Origin of the sequence: Olivibacter sp. EAT-5 (assembly GCF_044784325.1) — a bacterium.
In the GTDB taxonomy this organism is placed as follows: Bacteria; Bacteroidota; Bacteroidia; order Sphingobacteriales; family Sphingobacteriaceae; genus Olivibacter; species Olivibacter oleidegradans.
Genome location: NZ_CP173028.1, coordinates 193,215 through 208,778, shown reverse-complemented (window position 1 = coordinate 208,778; position 15,564 = coordinate 193,215). Strand labels below are relative to the sequence as shown.

Below are 15,564 nucleotides of genomic sequence, written 5' to 3'. Positions count from 1 at the left end.
TTAAAATGAAGCCCGTATCCCGAGCAAAAGCGTACGCGTGGGTGGTAAGTTGTTTGCGGACGTTGTTAAGGCTCCTGACTCAGGATCTAATAGCGCCGATCTCTTATCCCATAATGTAACCAGGTTCTGTGCTTGCGCATAAATTGTCAGGTTATCGATTTTGTTAAAAAAGATCCGGCCGAAGTCGTAGGAACAACCAATCGTTTTCAACCTGAAATACGACGCATCAAAGAAATTACCTGAAGATTGCCTGAACCGCGAGTTATTATTGGTGGAAGCAGCGGGCATATCTGTGACGGTATTTTCAGGTGTCCATCTTTCCAGAATGGTTGAAAAGCCATTATAAAACGATCCCGGTGTATAATTCAAACCTCCCATAGCCATTTGCTTGGCAAACTGTCCGAAGATATCGACCGTCCATTTGCCGAATGATAAATTACTCCCGATACCTCCATAATAATCCGGTGTTTGCTTCCCAATTGTGAAAAACGCATCTGTAGCGGAGGAAGGTAGCGATGTCAGCTCACCTGAAATAGTTTCAAATAAAGGTTTTCCTTTTTCATCCAAACCGGTAAACTTGTATCCATAAATTCTTGAAATATCTTCATCTATTACAAAAGTTCTTGCATAACTTGAATTTTCTAAATTGTCAAATTCCTTAAGTACAGTCTTGGGAATAGTAATGTTAAAAGTGGATGTCCACCTAAACCGATCGGTTGCTATTATATTGGTCGATACTTCTACCTCCCATCCGGAATTGCTTACTTTAGCGGGCAGGTTTGCCTGATAACTGGTGAAACCCGTCATAGAAGGTATCGTGTACGCAACTAATTGGCTGTTACTTGTATTCATGTATCGGTTGACATTTATTAACAGCCTATCCTTGAACAGCCCCACTTCAACGGCCATCTCTATTTTTTTGGTCTTTTCCCAACGGAAATTCGAATTGGCGATACGCAGGGGCGCGAGTGCAGCAACGCCTTCATATTGGTAGCTGGAATTGCCGTAGGTAGAAAGATATTGGTAGTCGCTTATTTGGTCATTTCCTGTCGTGCCGAAACTGGCACGGAGCTTTCCATGGCTTAAAATGCCGCTGGATTTTAAAAACCTTTCTTCGCTGAACAGCCATGCAATCCCTACGGCGCCGAATGTTCCGATTTTGTTGTTGAGACCGAATCTGGAAGATGCATCTCTCCGTATGGCACCGTTCACAACGTACTTTTCTTTGAGACTGTAAGTAGCGCGACCGAATACCGAGGCATATCTGTATTGTGAGAAACTGTTGGAAAGCAAATAATCTGTTGCTGAGGCTAGGTTCTCCATTAAACTGGCTGTACTGAAATTATTGGCTCTGATAAATTCACCTGACGAATTGTTGTTCTGATATGTTCCGCCCAGCATGAGAGTTAAATTGGACGAACCGAAGCGTTTCGTATAATTAATCTGAGGCTCTATGATCAACGAGTTATTGCCATTATTACCAAAATTGGTATAATTGATTGACCCGGGGTACAGCGCGATACCTGGAAAAACCTGTCGCTGCACAAAATTGATCCTGTTATAACCGGCACTTACTGCAACATTAATCGCTTCGTCAAGGTTATACTTAAGCTGAATATTGGTTAAAAAATTGTCATTCTTCGACTTGGAATAGGCATTCATCTCCGCAACCACGTTCGAACTGTGCCAGTTGAAACTCCCATCCTCGTTATAGATGGGATAATTCGGAGGGAGCATTAAATTGAAGTATGTATTGGAGGAGGGGTTGACCAATCTGTTATTATCCAGCGTGAAAAAATTTGATAAATTTACCTGAAATTTTTGATTAGCGGATTGATGCTGAATGTTGGTGGCCAAACTTCCTCTTGCGTATTTGTTGTCGCCCGGAAGATAGGTGCTTTCCGCTCGATAGTTTCCGTTAACTGTAAATTGGGTTTGAGCGTTCCCTCCTGAGACTCTTGCAGATAGGTTGGTAATACTGCCCGTGCCGCCGAGTAAAAATTCCGGCCAATTTCGATTTAGCGTGTCGTTCCAAACGGTCAGCTCCGGCGCATAATCAGCTGAATTCGGATCCGATGAAGGCGATCTTCCATCGTTTGTAAAGGCTTCCTCCCGAATAGTCCGATATTCTTCCATGTTTAGTAATTTGGGAAGGTTTGCCACTTGGTTCAGGGCATTTGATATGTCGATCGCTATTTTCGTATTTCCTTGCTTCCCCTTTTTTGTAGTAATTAGTACCACCCCGTTACTTCCGCGACTTCCATAAATAGCAGTAGCGTCAGCATCTTTTAGAATAGTAATGCTTTCAATGTCGTTTGGGTTGATGGCATTCAAAGGACTGGCAAGACCATTGATCGCACTGGTAGACAGGACACTGATTGACGTTAAATTGCCGACTGAGGAATTGAAAGGCACGCCGTCGATTATATATAGTGGACTTGTTCCCGCGGCAATTGAACCCTTGCCCCTGATCTGAATGCTTATATTGCCACCAGGTAACCCGTTTGTTGTCTGTACGAACACACCGGGCATCCTGCCGGACAGGGCCGATAATACATTTGTTACGGGTTGTTGGTCAATTTCTTTTGCGGAGATGGAAGAAACGCTTCCCGTATTAAAACGTTTGCTGGTTTCTCCATAACCTATAACTTGAATTTCATCGAGCACATTTTCTTCAGGAGAAAGAGCGACGATATATTCATCATCGTCGCTAATTGAGAAAGGTAGGGACTTGCTTCTATAGCCCATATGTGATATACGTAATGTTCCTTTTGTCAAAGCAGTCTTGATAATAAAATTTCCATTTGGTTCCGTCTTCGTAGAAATGTTATTGCCAACAATACTTATAGTTGATCCCGTAAGTGGATCATTATTAACTGCTGATAACACTTTGCCCTTAAGTACATATTGCCGTAAAGCCACGCCGGTGGCAGCCTCCGGAAAGGAGGACTGCCGGGCGTGTGCCAAACAAACACAGAACAAAATCTTTAAGGTTATAAGGTAAAAGGCGTAAGGTTTAGGGGCGCGCAAGACCACTCCGTTCAAACCCATCTTTATGCCTGTTTTATATGGGTATCTATTGGCAACCTTTAAAGTGTGATTCACAATGATCTTATGTCGTTGGTCCCTGCACACGGTCGTTCGTCCCAAAAAATGTGGACGGACAGTAGTGTGGAGATTGGTGATATTTCTTTTATTAGTACTGTTTTTCTTGAATCGGGATTTAGCTGATAGCCGATTGCCGAAAGCCGATAGCTCGCCTTTTGGGCACAGCAACCCCCTTATGAGCGTTAAATTCATTTTCTGTGATTACGGTTTGGTTAAAAATTAGGTTGAACTTCTTTTTGGAAAGAAGGGGAAGAGGGCTAAACAGGAGATTTAATAAGGTTCTTGTATAGATTCTTTTTAGTGCCTTTTTTCTCAGCACATTGAATTGGTAGATTGAAATCTGAAGTGCTGACGATAATTTCTTCATCGTCAACGAGAGTTACTACCGGATAAAATTTAGTTGGTTGGTATGGGAAGAGCTTAAACTGAAGACAACCCTTGACCTTTCTTAAGACGGCTTTAATCGATTTAGGTGTCTTTTGCTTTTTCATAATCTATTGTTAGGAATAGCAAAGAAAAGACAATTGATACAAATGTTATAATATTTTAGGTTGATTTTTATTTGTTTTAGGTTGACTTTTATTATATTTGTGAAAACGAAAATTATGGATACATATTTTAAACCACGTAGAACACACATCGGCAAGAATATTTCGAAACTTCGCAATTTAAAAGGAATAAAGCAAGAAGCTCTTGCAATAGAAACCGGATTCTCACAACGTGAAATATCCGATATAGAAAATTCTGAAACTGTGGCAGATGAGATTTTAGCAAAAATTGCGGAAGCGTTAAATATCTCGCCAGAAGTCATAAAGTCCTTCGACGAAACGTATGCCTTTTACAGCATTGATAACAAACTAGAGAATGTCGAAATAAAAGATACTGGACATGGAATACATCAAGTTTTTAATCCAATTGAAAAAGTTGTAGAATTATATGAAAGACTATTGGCAAGTGAAAAGGAGAAGTTAGAATTTATTAAGCAGCAATCAAAATAAAGCGCAATGGAAATCAACGCTAACAAGACATCATTACATAAAGGCTTAAAGATGGAGCGGTTGCGAAAGTTACGTGGAATGACTCAATCAGATTTAGCATCGAAATTAGGAGTAACTAAGCAAGCAGTTTCTAAGCTCGAACAATCTGAAAATATCAGTGATGAAAAACTAAAAGAGATAGCTAAGGCCCTTGAAGTAACCTTCGAGGGATTACGGGATTTCTCAGAAGAGAAGGTTTTATATAACACAAACAACTTCTACGAAAACTGTGGCGTAACGGCAACCAATATAAGTTCAAATATTGAGAATATTCATAATCCATTAAAAGAAACCATTGAAATGTTTGAAAGGCAATTACAGGCGGCTAGGAAAGAGTTGATTGAAGCTTTGAAAAGTGTCAAATGACTCGGTTCGAAATATTGTTTACTGTAGGTTAAGTACTTCAAACAAGAGATAATTGAAACAATAAAAAAAGGGAGTTAGTAGTTGGTGCATCCTTACTATACACTTTAATGACGTTAATATAAATAAAGTGATTACAGGTGGTTTGCAACTGATAAATAGGGGAATTTGCAAACCTAAAGATATGAGCTAGAACCAAAAGTAAAATACACACCTAATGCCTCTTCATACAAACATACTTGATTTAATATCCGGACGGACTGTAGAAAACGACCGAGTCGAATATAAAAAAGGCTGGAATCCGGGAGCTATCTATAGGAGTATATGTGCTTTTGCCAACGATTTTGATGACATAGGCGGAGGGTATATTATTGTAGGTATAGAAGAGATAAATGGCAGACCAATCCTACCACCGATAGGGATAGATGAGGATGATATAGATCGGATTCAAAAGGAGATGATAGGGTTTAATAATCTAATCAATCCTGCCTATTACCCTAAACTAAGTATAGAAGATGTGCAAGGGAAAAAGGTTTTGGTAATCTGGGCTCTGAGTGGTCAGAATAGACCTTATGAAGTTCCGGACGAGATCAACGCAAAGGAAAAGCGGTATTATTACTATATTCGGCAGTTGGGTAGCAGCGTCAAAGCGAATAAGCAACAACGTGAAGAGTTAATCTCCATTTCCAATAAAATACCATTTGATGATCGCCCGAATACAAATGCATCTATTGACGATATATCCTTTACATTGTTGAAAGAACACCTAAGGCAAATTAACAGCAGACTGCTGGATTGGGTTGATATGCATTCAAAAAAAGAGATTTTAGGGCAAATGGAATTGCTTTATGGACCTCCTGAACTTCAATATCCAAGAAATGTTGCCTTAATGTTGTTCAGCGAAAATCCCGAAAAGTTTTTTCCTTATTCACATGTCGAAATAGTCCATTTTCCTAAGGGCGCTGACGATCCCGAATTTTTTGAAGCTGCCCCGATCGATGGGCCTGTTCCCCAAATGATTCGTCAAACACTTTTGTATTTGCGTACAACTGTACTAAAAGAGAAAGTAAGGAAGGTAAAAGGACAGGCCGAAACCATAAGAGTCTGGAATTATCCTTACGAGGCTTTAGAAGAAATAATAGCAAATGCGCTTTATCATCGCGATTATCAGACGCGGGAGCCTATTGAAATACGCATTTATCCTAATTTTATTGTAATAATAAACTATGGTGGTCCTGACAGAAGCATAAAAACTTCAGCATTTCAAGCTGGGCCAATATTTCCTCGACGTTATAGAAATAGGAGATTAGGCGATTTTCTTAAAGAATTGGATTTAACTGAAGGAAAGGCAACTGGTATTCCAACAATAAAGCGAGCATTGCTGCAAAATGGATCTCCCGATGCTGTATTCGAAACTGATGATGACAGAAGCTACTTTCAGGTAACATTGCACACGCATCCTGATTTTATTGTTGAATTAAGAGATGACAAAGGAGCCGATGGCGGAGTAAGTGGCGGAGTAAATGGCGGAGTAAACGATCTGTTGATTTTGATTGCTGAAAATCCGGGCAATCGGGTTCCTTTTTTTGTAGAAAAGATGAATGCCCCTGCTCGATCTATAGAAAGGTGGATAAAAACACTAAAAGACGAAAATCGAATTGAATTTAGAGGGGTACCGAGAACTGGTGGATATTGGAAAACAAATAATTGAACGTTCAACCACTAACCTGTTAGATATGTGGTATTTTTCATGACCGACATTCTCTACATCCAAACCTGCAATAGCTTATGTCAAAAATTCAATAGGACATAACTTGCTGATATGAGATTCGGTAATAATTTCTCTGAGAAGAATCTTAGGCGAATGATTCAATTTGCCATCATATTTTCAGATGAACAAATTGTCATATCGCCAATACGACAATTGAGTTGGACACATTTTATTGCTTTGATACCCTTGAAAAGTGAGCTTCAACGGGAATTCTATTTGGAATTATGTAAAGCTGAAGGATGGAACGTAAAGACGCTTCGTGATAAAATAAGTAGCATGCTCTACGAAAGAACAGCCATTAGCAAACTGCCAGATGAATTAATTAAACAGGAATTACAGGCACTCCGAGACGAAAACAAAATGAGTCCGGATTTAGTTTTTAGAGACCCCTACCTTCTTGATTTCTTAAATCTGAAAGATACCTATAGCGAACAACATCTCGAGGATGCCATTTTAAGGGAGCTTGAGCGGTTTATTCTGGAGTTGGGCCAAGGATTTAGTTTTGTGAAGCGTCAAAAGCGTATGATTATCGACGGAGAGGACTTTCGGTTGGATTTGCTGTTTTACCATCGAAAACTTAAGAGACTCATTGCCGTCGAGCTGTAGTTAGGTCGCTTCAAAGCAATGTATAAAGGCCAGATGGAACTTTATTTGAGGTGGTTGGAGCGATATGAGATGGAAGAAGGTGAAAATACACCGTTAGGGTTGATTCGTTGCGCCGAAGGTAACCACGAACAAGTGGAACTCCTACAGCTTGATAACGCAGGTATCAAGGTGTCAGAATACCTTACTCAGTTGCCTAGTAAAAAATTGCTGAAAGAAAAATTACATCAAGAAATGTCAAAAAAGCAAATCGGGAATAAAGCAGAACAGGGCGATAGAACTTGACAGTTATGACACGGCTAGTATAAAATAAGTAAATAGAAGTTATAAAAGGCAAGACCGCGGAGGTATCAATATGGCAAAGATAAACGCACGACCACCCTTAAGTGCCGTGCAGATAGAACTGCTCAAACTATTTTCTGTGGATTTACCTGAAAGCCAATTGCTGGAATCAAAAAGTATGATAGCTAAATTTATATTAGACCCGCACAAGATAGTGCAGATGCTATTTGGGACAAGAAGGGGTATACTAAAGAAGAACTGAATAAAATATTCGACAGTAAATCATAATTATGGTTCGTAACTATTAAGAAAACTATGCCATTGTAAATACGAAACCCCTCTATAGCTACGTTTGGGACGTAATGAGGGGCTTCAACCTAAACCTATTAAAACAAAGATAACAAATTATTCCTTTTGATAAACCAGTTGTCCAACAACCATATGTCAAAATGATTTTCGTTGGTTAAGTTGTTTACCTTTGCTGATTCCAATATCCGTTCTATACACCTTTTTCTATCCCCTCTCTAAGTATTACAAATGGAGATTCGTCGAAATAAGATGTGCTTTCCAAAAAGTCTTGAAGATTAGGATATCTGATATTATCAAGACCTGATTGGCATGACTTGTTATCCAGTTCAAGGTGTCTTGACATCTCATTGAAGGCTGATCAATACACCAAAATCAAAAACGCGCCAATCGGGTCAGATGACGGAGAAATGCTTATTTGATAGTTCTACATTCCCGTCAACACTAAATGACAAACCATGCATGTTCAAAACCTTCACATGTAGAAAAGCGACATTCACATATAGAATCCAGCCATTCAAACCAAGTTAGTTGAACAGACCTCTCTAACGCTCGAAATTCGCTATCGGATATCCAGAAAACCCGTGGCCATCGGTAGGGCGTAACCGAAAACCCTTGATCAGAGTAGGCAATGGTTTAATTATACATACAAAAAAAGATGAAACGTAAAAGTGGAAAATCCCGGATAGGAAAACTCTTCAGCCGGCCCATTACATTGCTCGCATTGGAGGCTGTTATGCTGGTAGCAGAAACTGAAGATAAATGTATCCCTTATGAGGGACTATAGAAGTAGTGTTTACCGCCCGGCGGTTTTCGACCGTCGGGCTAAATCATTAAAAAAATGGAGAATGCTCTTGTAAAAAGTCATACTCTCAGCTTTGCTATCAGTGGTATAAAGGTTCCTTTAGAACCTACAAACCCCTTCTGGTACAAATTTCAGGTGGTGAGTGCAAGCTTTCGAAATTTTCTTCCATCGATGGAATATGGAGAGCACGAGTCAAATTTCTTTAAACTGTTGACCAACCAGCAGCAAAGCTATTTTGAACAGTCACTCCCAGATGTACCCAAAAACCTTAAAGTTCGCTTTCATGGCTATGCTTTGCAGGATATAAAAAATAGACCCGGAGTAATTGCTACCTTTCATAGCGGATCTTTCCGGATGATCGGGCATTACCTGGCAAAAAATGATATTCCATTTGTACTGGTGGTTTCAAAAGACGGGATGCAAAGGGAAACAGAGCTGGTTGATTCTAAATATAACAGCCAAAAAATAGAACACCTTGGTTTTAATCTGATCAATGCCAATGATAAAAACAGCCTGTTGAGAATAAATAGAGAACTAAGGGACGGTAAAAATATTTTGGTTTATGTAGACGGAAATACCGGAACAGGAAATGACCTTACAGGCCGTAACCTTTTGTCCATCCCTTTTCTTAACCAACGGATCAAAATAAGAGCTGGAGCGGCTTTTATTTCTTATATTAGTAATACTCCGATTTATCCTGTAGTTTCTACACGGCAATGGAAGCTTGTCCCTTGTTTGGGTTTTTTTCCTCCAATATTACCGAATAAGGAGCGCAATAGGCAGATATTTATAGAACAGGCTATTTCACGAATCTATAAATATCTTGAGAACGCAGTTTCCGAAAAGCCCTGGCAATGGGAAACATGGCTGCATTTGCATGAGCATGCTGATATCGTCAATCCGATCGCGGAACAGATATCCGAACCAATTGTCACAGAAACGAAAAAGAAAAGGCTGGTCAAATTCAATAAAGAGGACTATAGCTTTTTCAGTATAGCCGGCAAATATTTTCTTTTCAGGAAAAGAGATTATCAATGTTTCGGTATCGAACGCTGGTTATATCAACGATTGGAACAGATTTATAGAAGGGATTATCCTTTTACAGTCCCTTTATTGCAGCGGAATCACATGAAAGATCTCATAACCAATAGAGTTGTATTAGAAATCTAAGAAAAGAGAATATGCAATCATTAGATGCGATCGCTGCACAGGGAAATAACGTCCTTTGCACACTTTTTTACGGAAAATGGCCTAATTTTTTTATCTTGTGGAATGATGAACAAAAAAATCCGGAAGATATGGCCACTTTTTTCCGTAAACACCCCCTGTTGTTCAATTTTATCTGTTGGATAATCTATGCCCAGTTTGTATATATCTACAACCTACCCAAAATCAGTTATGTCGACTACAGTCATATACTTTTTCTCTGCTTGTTGTATTCGATTATCTTTTACAGTAATTTCTTTCTCTTTAAATTTATCGAAAGCCGGAAAATAAATATTGGGATCGCTATATTATTGGTAATCTCCACTTTCTTTATGCTGGCAGCACTGGGCTATGTGTGCATCTATGGAATATTGCCGCTATTTGGGGCTAAATTATATTATGAGGATGTACCGTTTAAACTGAGCCTGTACCTGCGCAATATACTTTCCCCTTATATCAAATACGCCAGCTATGCCATTATCGTGTATTTTATACTGAAATGGTTTGCCAATCTGGCGTACAAACGCCGGATGGAAAAAGCACATTACGAAATGGAACGGGAAAAGTTCGAATATGAACAGGCATTTTTAAGAGCCCAGGTCAATCCCCATTTTCTGCATAATTCACTAAATTTCATCTATACAGAAGCACTTTCTTTATCCAAATCATTGGCCGATAGCATCTACCTGCTTTCCATGATGATGCGTTATTCGTTGGACAATGCGGTGAAAGGCAAACAGCTTGTGCCGGTGCATAAGGAGCTGGAATATCTAGAAATTTACCTCGAAATCAACCGGAGACGCTTTGGCAAAGGAAAAAATATTGTATTTGAATTTGAAGGCGATCGCTATCTGCATTCGATTCCGCCTTTATCCTTTATTACGCTTGTGGAAAATGCTTTCAAATATGGAGACCTATCAGTTCCGCTATATCCCTTGCAGATCAAGATCGTGGTCAATCGGGATAAAATTTATTTCTATAGTTCCAATAAAAAACGGATCAGCAAAACATTGGATACTTCCGGCAGCCACATTGGTCTGAAAAATGTGGAGCGGAGACTGAGAGGTGCTTTTAAGGACAAGGCCAGACTCAGGCGTACGGAAGACAATGAGATTTATACAGTTGAGTTATTTATTGATTTTTCCGCTGATACAAATAAACTACCATGATAAACTGTTTCGCAATTGATGATGAACCTGCCGCACTGGAACAGATTTCACGTTACCTAAGCCAGGTTCCGGACATCCGTTTGATTGGAACCGCCACAAGACCACTCGAAGGTTTAAAAATGATCCCGAGACTAAATGTTCATGCAGTTTTTCTTGACATGGAAATGGATGAAATGACGGGTACCGAAGTGATGCGCGAGCTTGACCCTTCGGTTAAAGTGGTCGTCTGTACTGCTTATACTGAATTTGCAATCGAAAGTATCGAGCTCGATGCAGTGGATTATCTGTTAAAGCCTGTTCAATTCGATCGATTTGCAAAAGCAGTGGAAAAGCTGAAGGAAAGGATACTGCACAGAACATTGGAATTACCCACAGTAAAAAACGATTACATCTTTGTACAGATCGAACATAAAGGAAAATTAAAGAAGATAGATTTCAGTGACATCATTTATGTAGAGGCAAGGGGAAACGATGTGATATTCCACAAACATGATGAATTTGTATTGACTTCCATGCGGATGGACGATGTTGAATCCGAACTGCGTCTGACTGACGGTTTTATACGAATCCACCGATCTTATATCATATCTATAAAGATGATTGACCTGATCGATGAAGGTATGGTTATACTGAAAAATAAAACAGGGCTGATCATCGGAAAAACATATAAGGACTATGTTCTAAAGACGTTGTATCAACACTAATCACCAACATGAGATGTATGCCAGATCGAACCGAATTGTGCGCGCCGATGACCTTCATGAACTCATTAATGAGGTATTGATATCAGAAACGTATAAAGAGAGCTTCACGTGTTATAAACGGGTCATAAAACAATATTTTTTAAGTCTGGAAACAAATATCTCGGCTACAGTCCTCCATGAGCCGTTCAGCAGGTATACATTAATAGGAAAATACCAACTCAATATAACCGATGTAATGCAGGAGTGGTGGAGGAAACTTGAACAGGAAAAGGAAAGAAGAATAAAGATAGCTTACGGGAATAACTACCGGGCTGCGGTCTATTACTATGCACTGAACCAGGGAATCCGGTTTCTGGAAGACTTATTTCAGCACTATCCCGATTGTTTTCACGAAGACAGACCGCTGCCCCCTTTAATACCCTATTTCAGGTCAACAACCTTTTTGAGGAATGTACGCATATTATTGGGAGAGCTATATAAAAATCGCGTGGATCGACAGCTGATCGTCTCCCTACAAAACTACTATTCCGGGTTTTCCGATAAAAGCATGATGAGTTATTTTAAATGGCATCATTGGCATTATGCCATCAGGCTTGCAGCTGAATTGCCTTCACGTCTGTCTTACCTGAAATATTCGGATCGCTACGAAAGGGAGCTGATCGAACAGCTGATAACCCTGAATTTCAATTATGGCCCCTTCTGTCATCTTATCAAAGAAAAAATGGCAAAGGCTGTGGAAAATCTGGACGATGAATATAAAAAAGAAGAACAATGGCTAATTTACAGAAACCAGTTGGCGATGATCCCTGAAGTAAAAAAACAGGCCGCCGATAACCAGACGCCGTCCATAAGGCAGCAACTTTTAATATACAGTAAACGTAAGCGTAAAGAGCTCCGCAAGCGTCGAAGCTTATGGTCAAAATTTCCGGTAGGCGCAATTGATCCTGCGACAGGCCGTTACCATTTTCAGGTTTCCCTTACCGAACGGCAGCTTCTTTTCTTTTTCCGCGTGCTACTGGAAATGAAAATACTGGTGGTCGGTACCAAGAAAATGTTATTTGCTTTTATAGCAGACTTTATCGGAACACCCAATAGGGAACACCTGGCACTACATAGTTTACTGAGTAAAGATGTAGTCCCTTCACAGCAGATCATCAACAAAGTTAAACAGGTGCTAACCTCCCTGTTGAACTATATCAATTCCAAGTACCCCTAATCAGGGGTTCATCCTATATAACATCCCAAGCTTTCTCAGGTAAGCCAACAGTTCATCAAACCATTCGTCGCTGATCTTTGAATGTCCTGCAACCTTTTTCAGTCCGGTACCGAAAATATCTTCCATTGTCAGCCATCCAATTTTGTTGCACGTTTTAATAAAACTAGCGCTTAGGGGGTGCTGATTCAGAGGAAGGTTCTCTAAGTCCGTTAGTCTTTCCAGTTCCGACATTTTATTCATCTCCATAAAAATAAGAATATTTTACTACTTATTAATGGTATCTAAATAGTAGTAACTTATTAATGGTAACATATAAATATCCTTATAGCTTATTTTGTTTGTATGTCGCAAAAGGAAATATCACCATCGGAAGATGAAGATTTAAGAAAACTGGGAGAACGAATTAAAGCGCTCCGAGTCAAAGCCGGATATGCCAATTATGAAAAATTTGCCAACGCCCATGATCTGGCACGCGCACAGTATGGCCGCTATGAGGCAGGCGAAAACCTACAGTATAAAAGCCTTTTGAAAGTCATGAAAGCACTTAATGTTACGCCCAAAGAGTTCTTTAGCGAAGGGTTTGATTAATATTTCACATTTTTTCTCAATTTTTCACCACCCAATACCTTTAATTGGACCAAAACAGGCTTTGATATTATACAGGTAGTCATTCCGGCACCACCTTCACCACTTTATTTCCCTCCATAAAACCTGAGTATTTGTAACGCACCAGAATTTTTGCTTATGATACTCGAAATCGCCAATAATCTTTACCGACAGCTTTCAGATAAGCTGGCAATGATCGAACAGGAAGAAATAACGGATAAGCTTGAAATTGCCAAAAAATTGCTCACTGCACGTTCTTACCTCGTTGAACTTAAAAACAGGACCGTAAATTATTCCTTTAGCAATGAACAGGAAGAAATAGCTTTTTTTAAGACTAAAAAACCTACGTTTATAAGTCTGGTACTTTATTATTCAGCCAGACAACGGATTGAATTAACAAAGCCAGAGGGCACGCCCGATCAGCTTAAGAAGTATTACCGTTATCTCCTTAAAGGGATTGAGAAGTTCTACCGCGACAACCGTGAACTTTACAGCTATCACCGGTCTGAAGCAGACCACCTCGACCGCCTTCTGTTTATGCGTTCGTCTACCGAACCACCATCATGGCTCTGTCCGGTACGGATTGACTACGACGAACGTTTCTCCACTCCGGCAGATTATCTCATCGGTAAGATTCTTTCCAATGAACGTATGACCACCTATCTAAGGGAGCTGATAGACGGAAAGGACAATGTTACCGACACTGAAGCGGGGAACGAAATGGTTTGGACAGGAGAAAGCATTAATTTACTGGAGACTGCTTATGGCTGGTATTGCACCGGGCAACTCAACAACGGTCAGGCAGGGATAGGAGAAATTGTCCGTAAACTGGAAGTGATGTTCAACGTAAAAATAGGGCGCCCATATAGGAGGTTCGCCGAAATCAAGCAACGCAAACGACTCAGCCGTACCAAATATATGGACGAAATGGGTAAAGCTATTATCCAAAAACTGGATGACGAAGATGCATACCGCCCCGACACCCAAAATAGACGATTTTAAATCAACCTGTCCTTCAGGTGCTTAGCCGTTATTTTCGGGTAGTACCCGGTAGGTTGTCAAACAAAAAACCGCAGTCTATCAAACTTTGCTTCGTAAAAGCTGCACAATTGGGTGCAGCTGAAAGCAAAGTATTATGTTAAAACAGATCACATGGCAGGAGTTCTTACTTGCTGCCACCTTGCTGACATTCCTATGGTATATCAGCATTATCCTGCTCCTTTTCAGGAAAGAATTAAAAAGGTTGCTGACAGGTAAAAAACACGGTGCCGAAAATGGAGTCCGCAATGGAACGAAGGAGGATGACCTCGATGCAGAGCAAGCGAAAAGCGTGGACGATAACCTGATGGGGAAAACCAAACTTCCCGAAGGGATGAGTGTGATGGGCATGGAGGAATTCTCTTTCCGGAAAAGGGATGAAGAGCAGAAAGAAAAAATGCTCGGTAGCGTTCCTGATCTACTGGAAGAGATGAAACAGCTTTTTCAGATCCTGAAAGACGAAGAAGGTACAAAAGCAGATTTCCTTGTCCTGATGGATGGATTCAAACCGCGCCTCAAGGCTATCCGTACCGATTCCAATCAGCAATCCCTTAATGAATTTATTGCCCGACATGCCCCTTTTCCCCTTTCGGAAAGAGAACTGGAAAACCTTTGGGAATAAATTTTAGAGAAACTTAAAACCATCCTAATATGAGTCGCAACAATCAAAAAAAACAGGCTATTGCCAGAATACTCCTTGCCCTGTATACCTTCTTCACTTATCAATTTTTACTGTCCATTCCGCTATTTGCTCAGGACGGGGACGCGGGTATCCAGTCGGCAACCGATAAGGTGAAGGGATATTTTGATTCGGGCATTGACCTGATGTATGCCATCGGTGCAGTGGTGGGCATTATAGGGGCCGTCAAGGTGTTCAATAAATGGAACGCGGGAGAACCTGACACCAACAAAGTGGCCGCTTCGTGGTTTGGAAGCTGCGTCTTTTTGGTCATTGTGGCTACTGTTCTCAAATCATTTTTCGGTGTATAATACGGGCAGATTATGAGCAGTATTTATTCCATCAACAAAGGCGTTTCGCAGCCGATGGTGTTCAAGGGGCTTAAAGCGCAGTATATTATCTATCTGGGAATAGGACTGGTCATCCTGCTGATTCTCCTTGCGCTACTGTACATCATAGGGATTAGCCTGCTGATCGTTTTGCCACTGATCCTGTTGCTAGGTACAGCACATTTTCTATTGGTTTTTCATTTAAGCCACCGCTTCGGAACGCACGGCCTGATGAAATATCTGGCAAAGAGAAGGCTGCCCCACACCATACGATTCCGCTCGCGCCGTCTATTTACTTCTTTAAATGCACACACGCATTCCGTTAACCATAAATAAAAAAAT

16 protein-coding genes and 1 pseudogene are annotated in these 15,564 nt (G+C 40.3%); 14 read left to right on the top strand and 3 right to left on the bottom strand.

The window, feature by feature from the left end; translation table 11 throughout:
* Positions 1 to 3,300 carry a SusC/RagA family TonB-linked outer membrane protein gene (locus ACH11B_RS00955; RefSeq protein WP_377610177.1) on the bottom strand — a complete coding sequence of 1,100 codons (3,300 nt, stop codon included), beginning with the start codon at positions 3,298 to 3,300 and terminating at the stop codon, positions 1 to 3.
* Between the two features lie 65 nt (positions 3,301 to 3,365).
* Positions 3,366 to 3,599: a hypothetical protein gene (locus ACH11B_RS00950; RefSeq protein WP_377610175.1), complete on the bottom strand. Its 234-nt coding sequence runs from the start codon at positions 3,597 to 3,599 to the stop codon at positions 3,366 to 3,368.
* Positions 3,600 to 3,713: 114 nt separating this feature from the next.
* Between ACH11B_RS00950 and ACH11B_RS00945 the strand changes: the two genes are divergently transcribed.
* The 9 genes and pseudogenes from ACH11B_RS00945 to ACH11B_RS00905 all read left to right on the top strand — a co-directional run bounded on the left by ACH11B_RS00945 (position 3,714) and on the right by ACH11B_RS00905 (position 12,570).
* Complete coding sequence (locus ACH11B_RS00945) at positions 3,714 to 4,106, top strand: helix-turn-helix domain-containing protein (RefSeq protein WP_377610174.1); 393 nt, start codon at positions 3,714 to 3,716, stop codon at positions 4,104 to 4,106.
* 6 nt (positions 4,107 to 4,112) lie between these two features.
* On the top strand, positions 4,113 to 4,511 hold the full coding sequence (locus tag ACH11B_RS00940; RefSeq protein ID WP_377610171.1) for a helix-turn-helix domain-containing protein: 399 nt from the start codon (positions 4,113 to 4,115) through the stop codon (positions 4,509 to 4,511).
* A gap of 214 nt (positions 4,512 to 4,725) precedes the next feature.
* The gene (locus tag ACH11B_RS00935) at positions 4,726 to 6,219 is read left to right on the top strand and encodes an RNA-binding domain-containing protein (RefSeq protein WP_377610169.1); all 1,494 of its coding nucleotides are present in this window, start codon (positions 4,726 to 4,728) and stop codon (positions 6,217 to 6,219) included.
* Between the two features lie 111 nt (positions 6,220 to 6,330).
* Positions 6,331 to 7,167 (top strand): annotated as a pseudogene (locus ACH11B_RS00930) (YhcG family protein).
* Positions 7,168 to 8,128: 961 nt separating this feature from the next.
* A complete protein-coding gene (locus ACH11B_RS00925) occupies positions 8,129 to 8,257 on the top strand; it encodes a hypothetical protein (RefSeq protein WP_256377669.1) in 129 nt (42 codons plus the stop codon).
* Between the two features lie 54 nt (positions 8,258 to 8,311).
* Entirely contained in the window at positions 8,312 to 9,445 is a 1,134-nt protein-coding gene (locus ACH11B_RS00920; RefSeq protein ID WP_404274001.1) for a hypothetical protein, read from the top strand.
* 11 nt (positions 9,446 to 9,456) lie between these two features.
* On the top strand, positions 9,457 to 10,650 hold the full coding sequence (locus ACH11B_RS00915) for a sensor histidine kinase (RefSeq protein WP_404274000.1): 1,194 nt from the start codon (positions 9,457 to 9,459) through the stop codon (positions 10,648 to 10,650).
* Positions 10,647 to 11,354, top strand: coding sequence for a LytR/AlgR family response regulator transcription factor (locus ACH11B_RS00910; RefSeq protein ID WP_377613382.1), 708 nt, complete (start codon positions 10,647 to 10,649; stop codon positions 11,352 to 11,354). Before ACH11B_RS00915 ends, ACH11B_RS00910 begins: the two co-directional genes overlap by 4 nt.
* A gap of 13 nt (positions 11,355 to 11,367) precedes the next feature.
* The gene (locus tag ACH11B_RS00905; RefSeq protein ID WP_377613381.1) at positions 11,368 to 12,570 is read left to right on the top strand and encodes a hypothetical protein; all 1,203 of its coding nucleotides are present in this window, start codon (positions 11,368 to 11,370) and stop codon (positions 12,568 to 12,570) included.
* Here ACH11B_RS00905 and ACH11B_RS00900 read toward each other — a convergent pair whose 3' ends face one another.
* Positions 12,571 to 12,816, bottom strand: a complete 246-nt coding sequence (locus ACH11B_RS00900) for a hypothetical protein (protein WP_377613380.1) — start codon at positions 12,814 to 12,816, stop codon at positions 12,571 to 12,573.
* A 96-nt stretch (positions 12,817 to 12,912) separates the two neighbouring features.
* Here ACH11B_RS00900 and ACH11B_RS00895 point away from each other — a divergent pair, with 96 nt between their 5' ends.
* From ACH11B_RS00895 to ACH11B_RS00875, 5 genes are all read left to right on the top strand, one after another.
* Complete coding sequence (locus tag ACH11B_RS00895; protein ID WP_377613379.1) at positions 12,913 to 13,158, top strand: helix-turn-helix domain-containing protein; 246 nt, start codon at positions 12,913 to 12,915, stop codon at positions 13,156 to 13,158.
* A 156-nt stretch (positions 13,159 to 13,314) separates the two neighbouring features.
* Positions 13,315 to 14,178: an RteC domain-containing protein gene (locus ACH11B_RS00890; RefSeq protein WP_377613378.1), complete on the top strand. Its 864-nt coding sequence runs from the start codon at positions 13,315 to 13,317 to the stop codon at positions 14,176 to 14,178.
* Between the two features lie 133 nt (positions 14,179 to 14,311).
* Positions 14,312 to 14,836, top strand: a complete 525-nt coding sequence (locus ACH11B_RS00885) for a hypothetical protein (RefSeq protein ID WP_377613377.1) — start codon at positions 14,312 to 14,314, stop codon at positions 14,834 to 14,836.
* A 29-nt stretch (positions 14,837 to 14,865) separates the two neighbouring features.
* Positions 14,866 to 15,204, top strand: a complete 339-nt coding sequence (locus tag ACH11B_RS00880) for a DUF4134 domain-containing protein (protein ID WP_377613376.1) — start codon at positions 14,866 to 14,868, stop codon at positions 15,202 to 15,204.
* 12 nt (positions 15,205 to 15,216) lie between these two features.
* Positions 15,217 to 15,558 carry a DUF4133 domain-containing protein gene (locus ACH11B_RS00875; RefSeq protein WP_404273999.1) on the top strand — a complete coding sequence of 114 codons (342 nt, stop codon included), beginning with the start codon at positions 15,217 to 15,219 and terminating at the stop codon, positions 15,556 to 15,558.
* The last annotated feature ends 6 nt before the right edge of the window (positions 15,559 to 15,564 follow it).

What these genes read in the sequence shown, in the direction of transcription:
- ACH11B_RS00925 (WP_256377669.1), top strand. Translation starts at nt 8,129, where the DNA reads ATGAAACGTAAAAGTGGAAAATCCCGGATAGGAAAACTCTTCAGCCGG.
- ACH11B_RS00920 (WP_404274001.1), top strand. Translation starts at nt 8,312, where the DNA reads ATGGAGAATGCTCTTGTAAAAAGTCATACTCTCAGCTTTGCTATCAGT.
- ACH11B_RS00915 (WP_404274000.1), top strand. Translation starts at nt 9,457, where the DNA reads ATGCAATCATTAGATGCGATCGCTGCACAGGGAAATAACGTCCTTTGC.
- ACH11B_RS00895 (WP_377613379.1), top strand. Translation starts at nt 12,913, where the DNA reads ATGTCGCAAAAGGAAATATCACCATCGGAAGATGAAGATTTAAGAAAA.
- ACH11B_RS00905 (WP_377613381.1), top strand. Translation starts at nt 11,368, where the DNA reads ATGTATGCCAGATCGAACCGAATTGTGCGCGCCGATGACCTTCATGAA.
- ACH11B_RS00910 (WP_377613382.1), top strand. Translation starts at nt 10,647, where the DNA reads ATGATAAACTGTTTCGCAATTGATGATGAACCTGCCGCACTGGAACAG.
- ACH11B_RS00955 (WP_377610177.1), bottom strand. Translation starts at nt 3,300, where the DNA reads ATGAATTTAACGCTCATAAGGGGGTTGCTGTGCCCAAAAGGCGAGCTA.
- ACH11B_RS00890 (WP_377613378.1), top strand. Translation starts at nt 13,315, where the DNA reads ATGATACTCGAAATCGCCAATAATCTTTACCGACAGCTTTCAGATAAG.
- ACH11B_RS00875 (WP_404273999.1), top strand. Translation starts at nt 15,217, where the DNA reads ATGAGCAGTATTTATTCCATCAACAAAGGCGTTTCGCAGCCGATGGTG.
- ACH11B_RS00940 (WP_377610171.1), top strand. Translation starts at nt 4,113, where the DNA reads ATGGAAATCAACGCTAACAAGACATCATTACATAAAGGCTTAAAGATG.
- ACH11B_RS00950 (WP_377610175.1), bottom strand. Translation starts at nt 3,599, where the DNA reads ATGAAAAAGCAAAAGACACCTAAATCGATTAAAGCCGTCTTAAGAAAG.
- ACH11B_RS00900 (WP_377613380.1), bottom strand. Translation starts at nt 12,816, where the DNA reads ATGGAGATGAATAAAATGTCGGAACTGGAAAGACTAACGGACTTAGAG.
- ACH11B_RS00935 (WP_377610169.1), top strand. Translation starts at nt 4,726, where the DNA reads ATGCCTCTTCATACAAACATACTTGATTTAATATCCGGACGGACTGTA.
- ACH11B_RS00945 (WP_377610174.1), top strand. Translation starts at nt 3,714, where the DNA reads ATGGATACATATTTTAAACCACGTAGAACACACATCGGCAAGAATATT.
- ACH11B_RS00880 (WP_377613376.1), top strand. Translation starts at nt 14,866, where the DNA reads ATGAGTCGCAACAATCAAAAAAAACAGGCTATTGCCAGAATACTCCTT.
- ACH11B_RS00885 (WP_377613377.1), top strand. Translation starts at nt 14,312, where the DNA reads ATGTTAAAACAGATCACATGGCAGGAGTTCTTACTTGCTGCCACCTTG.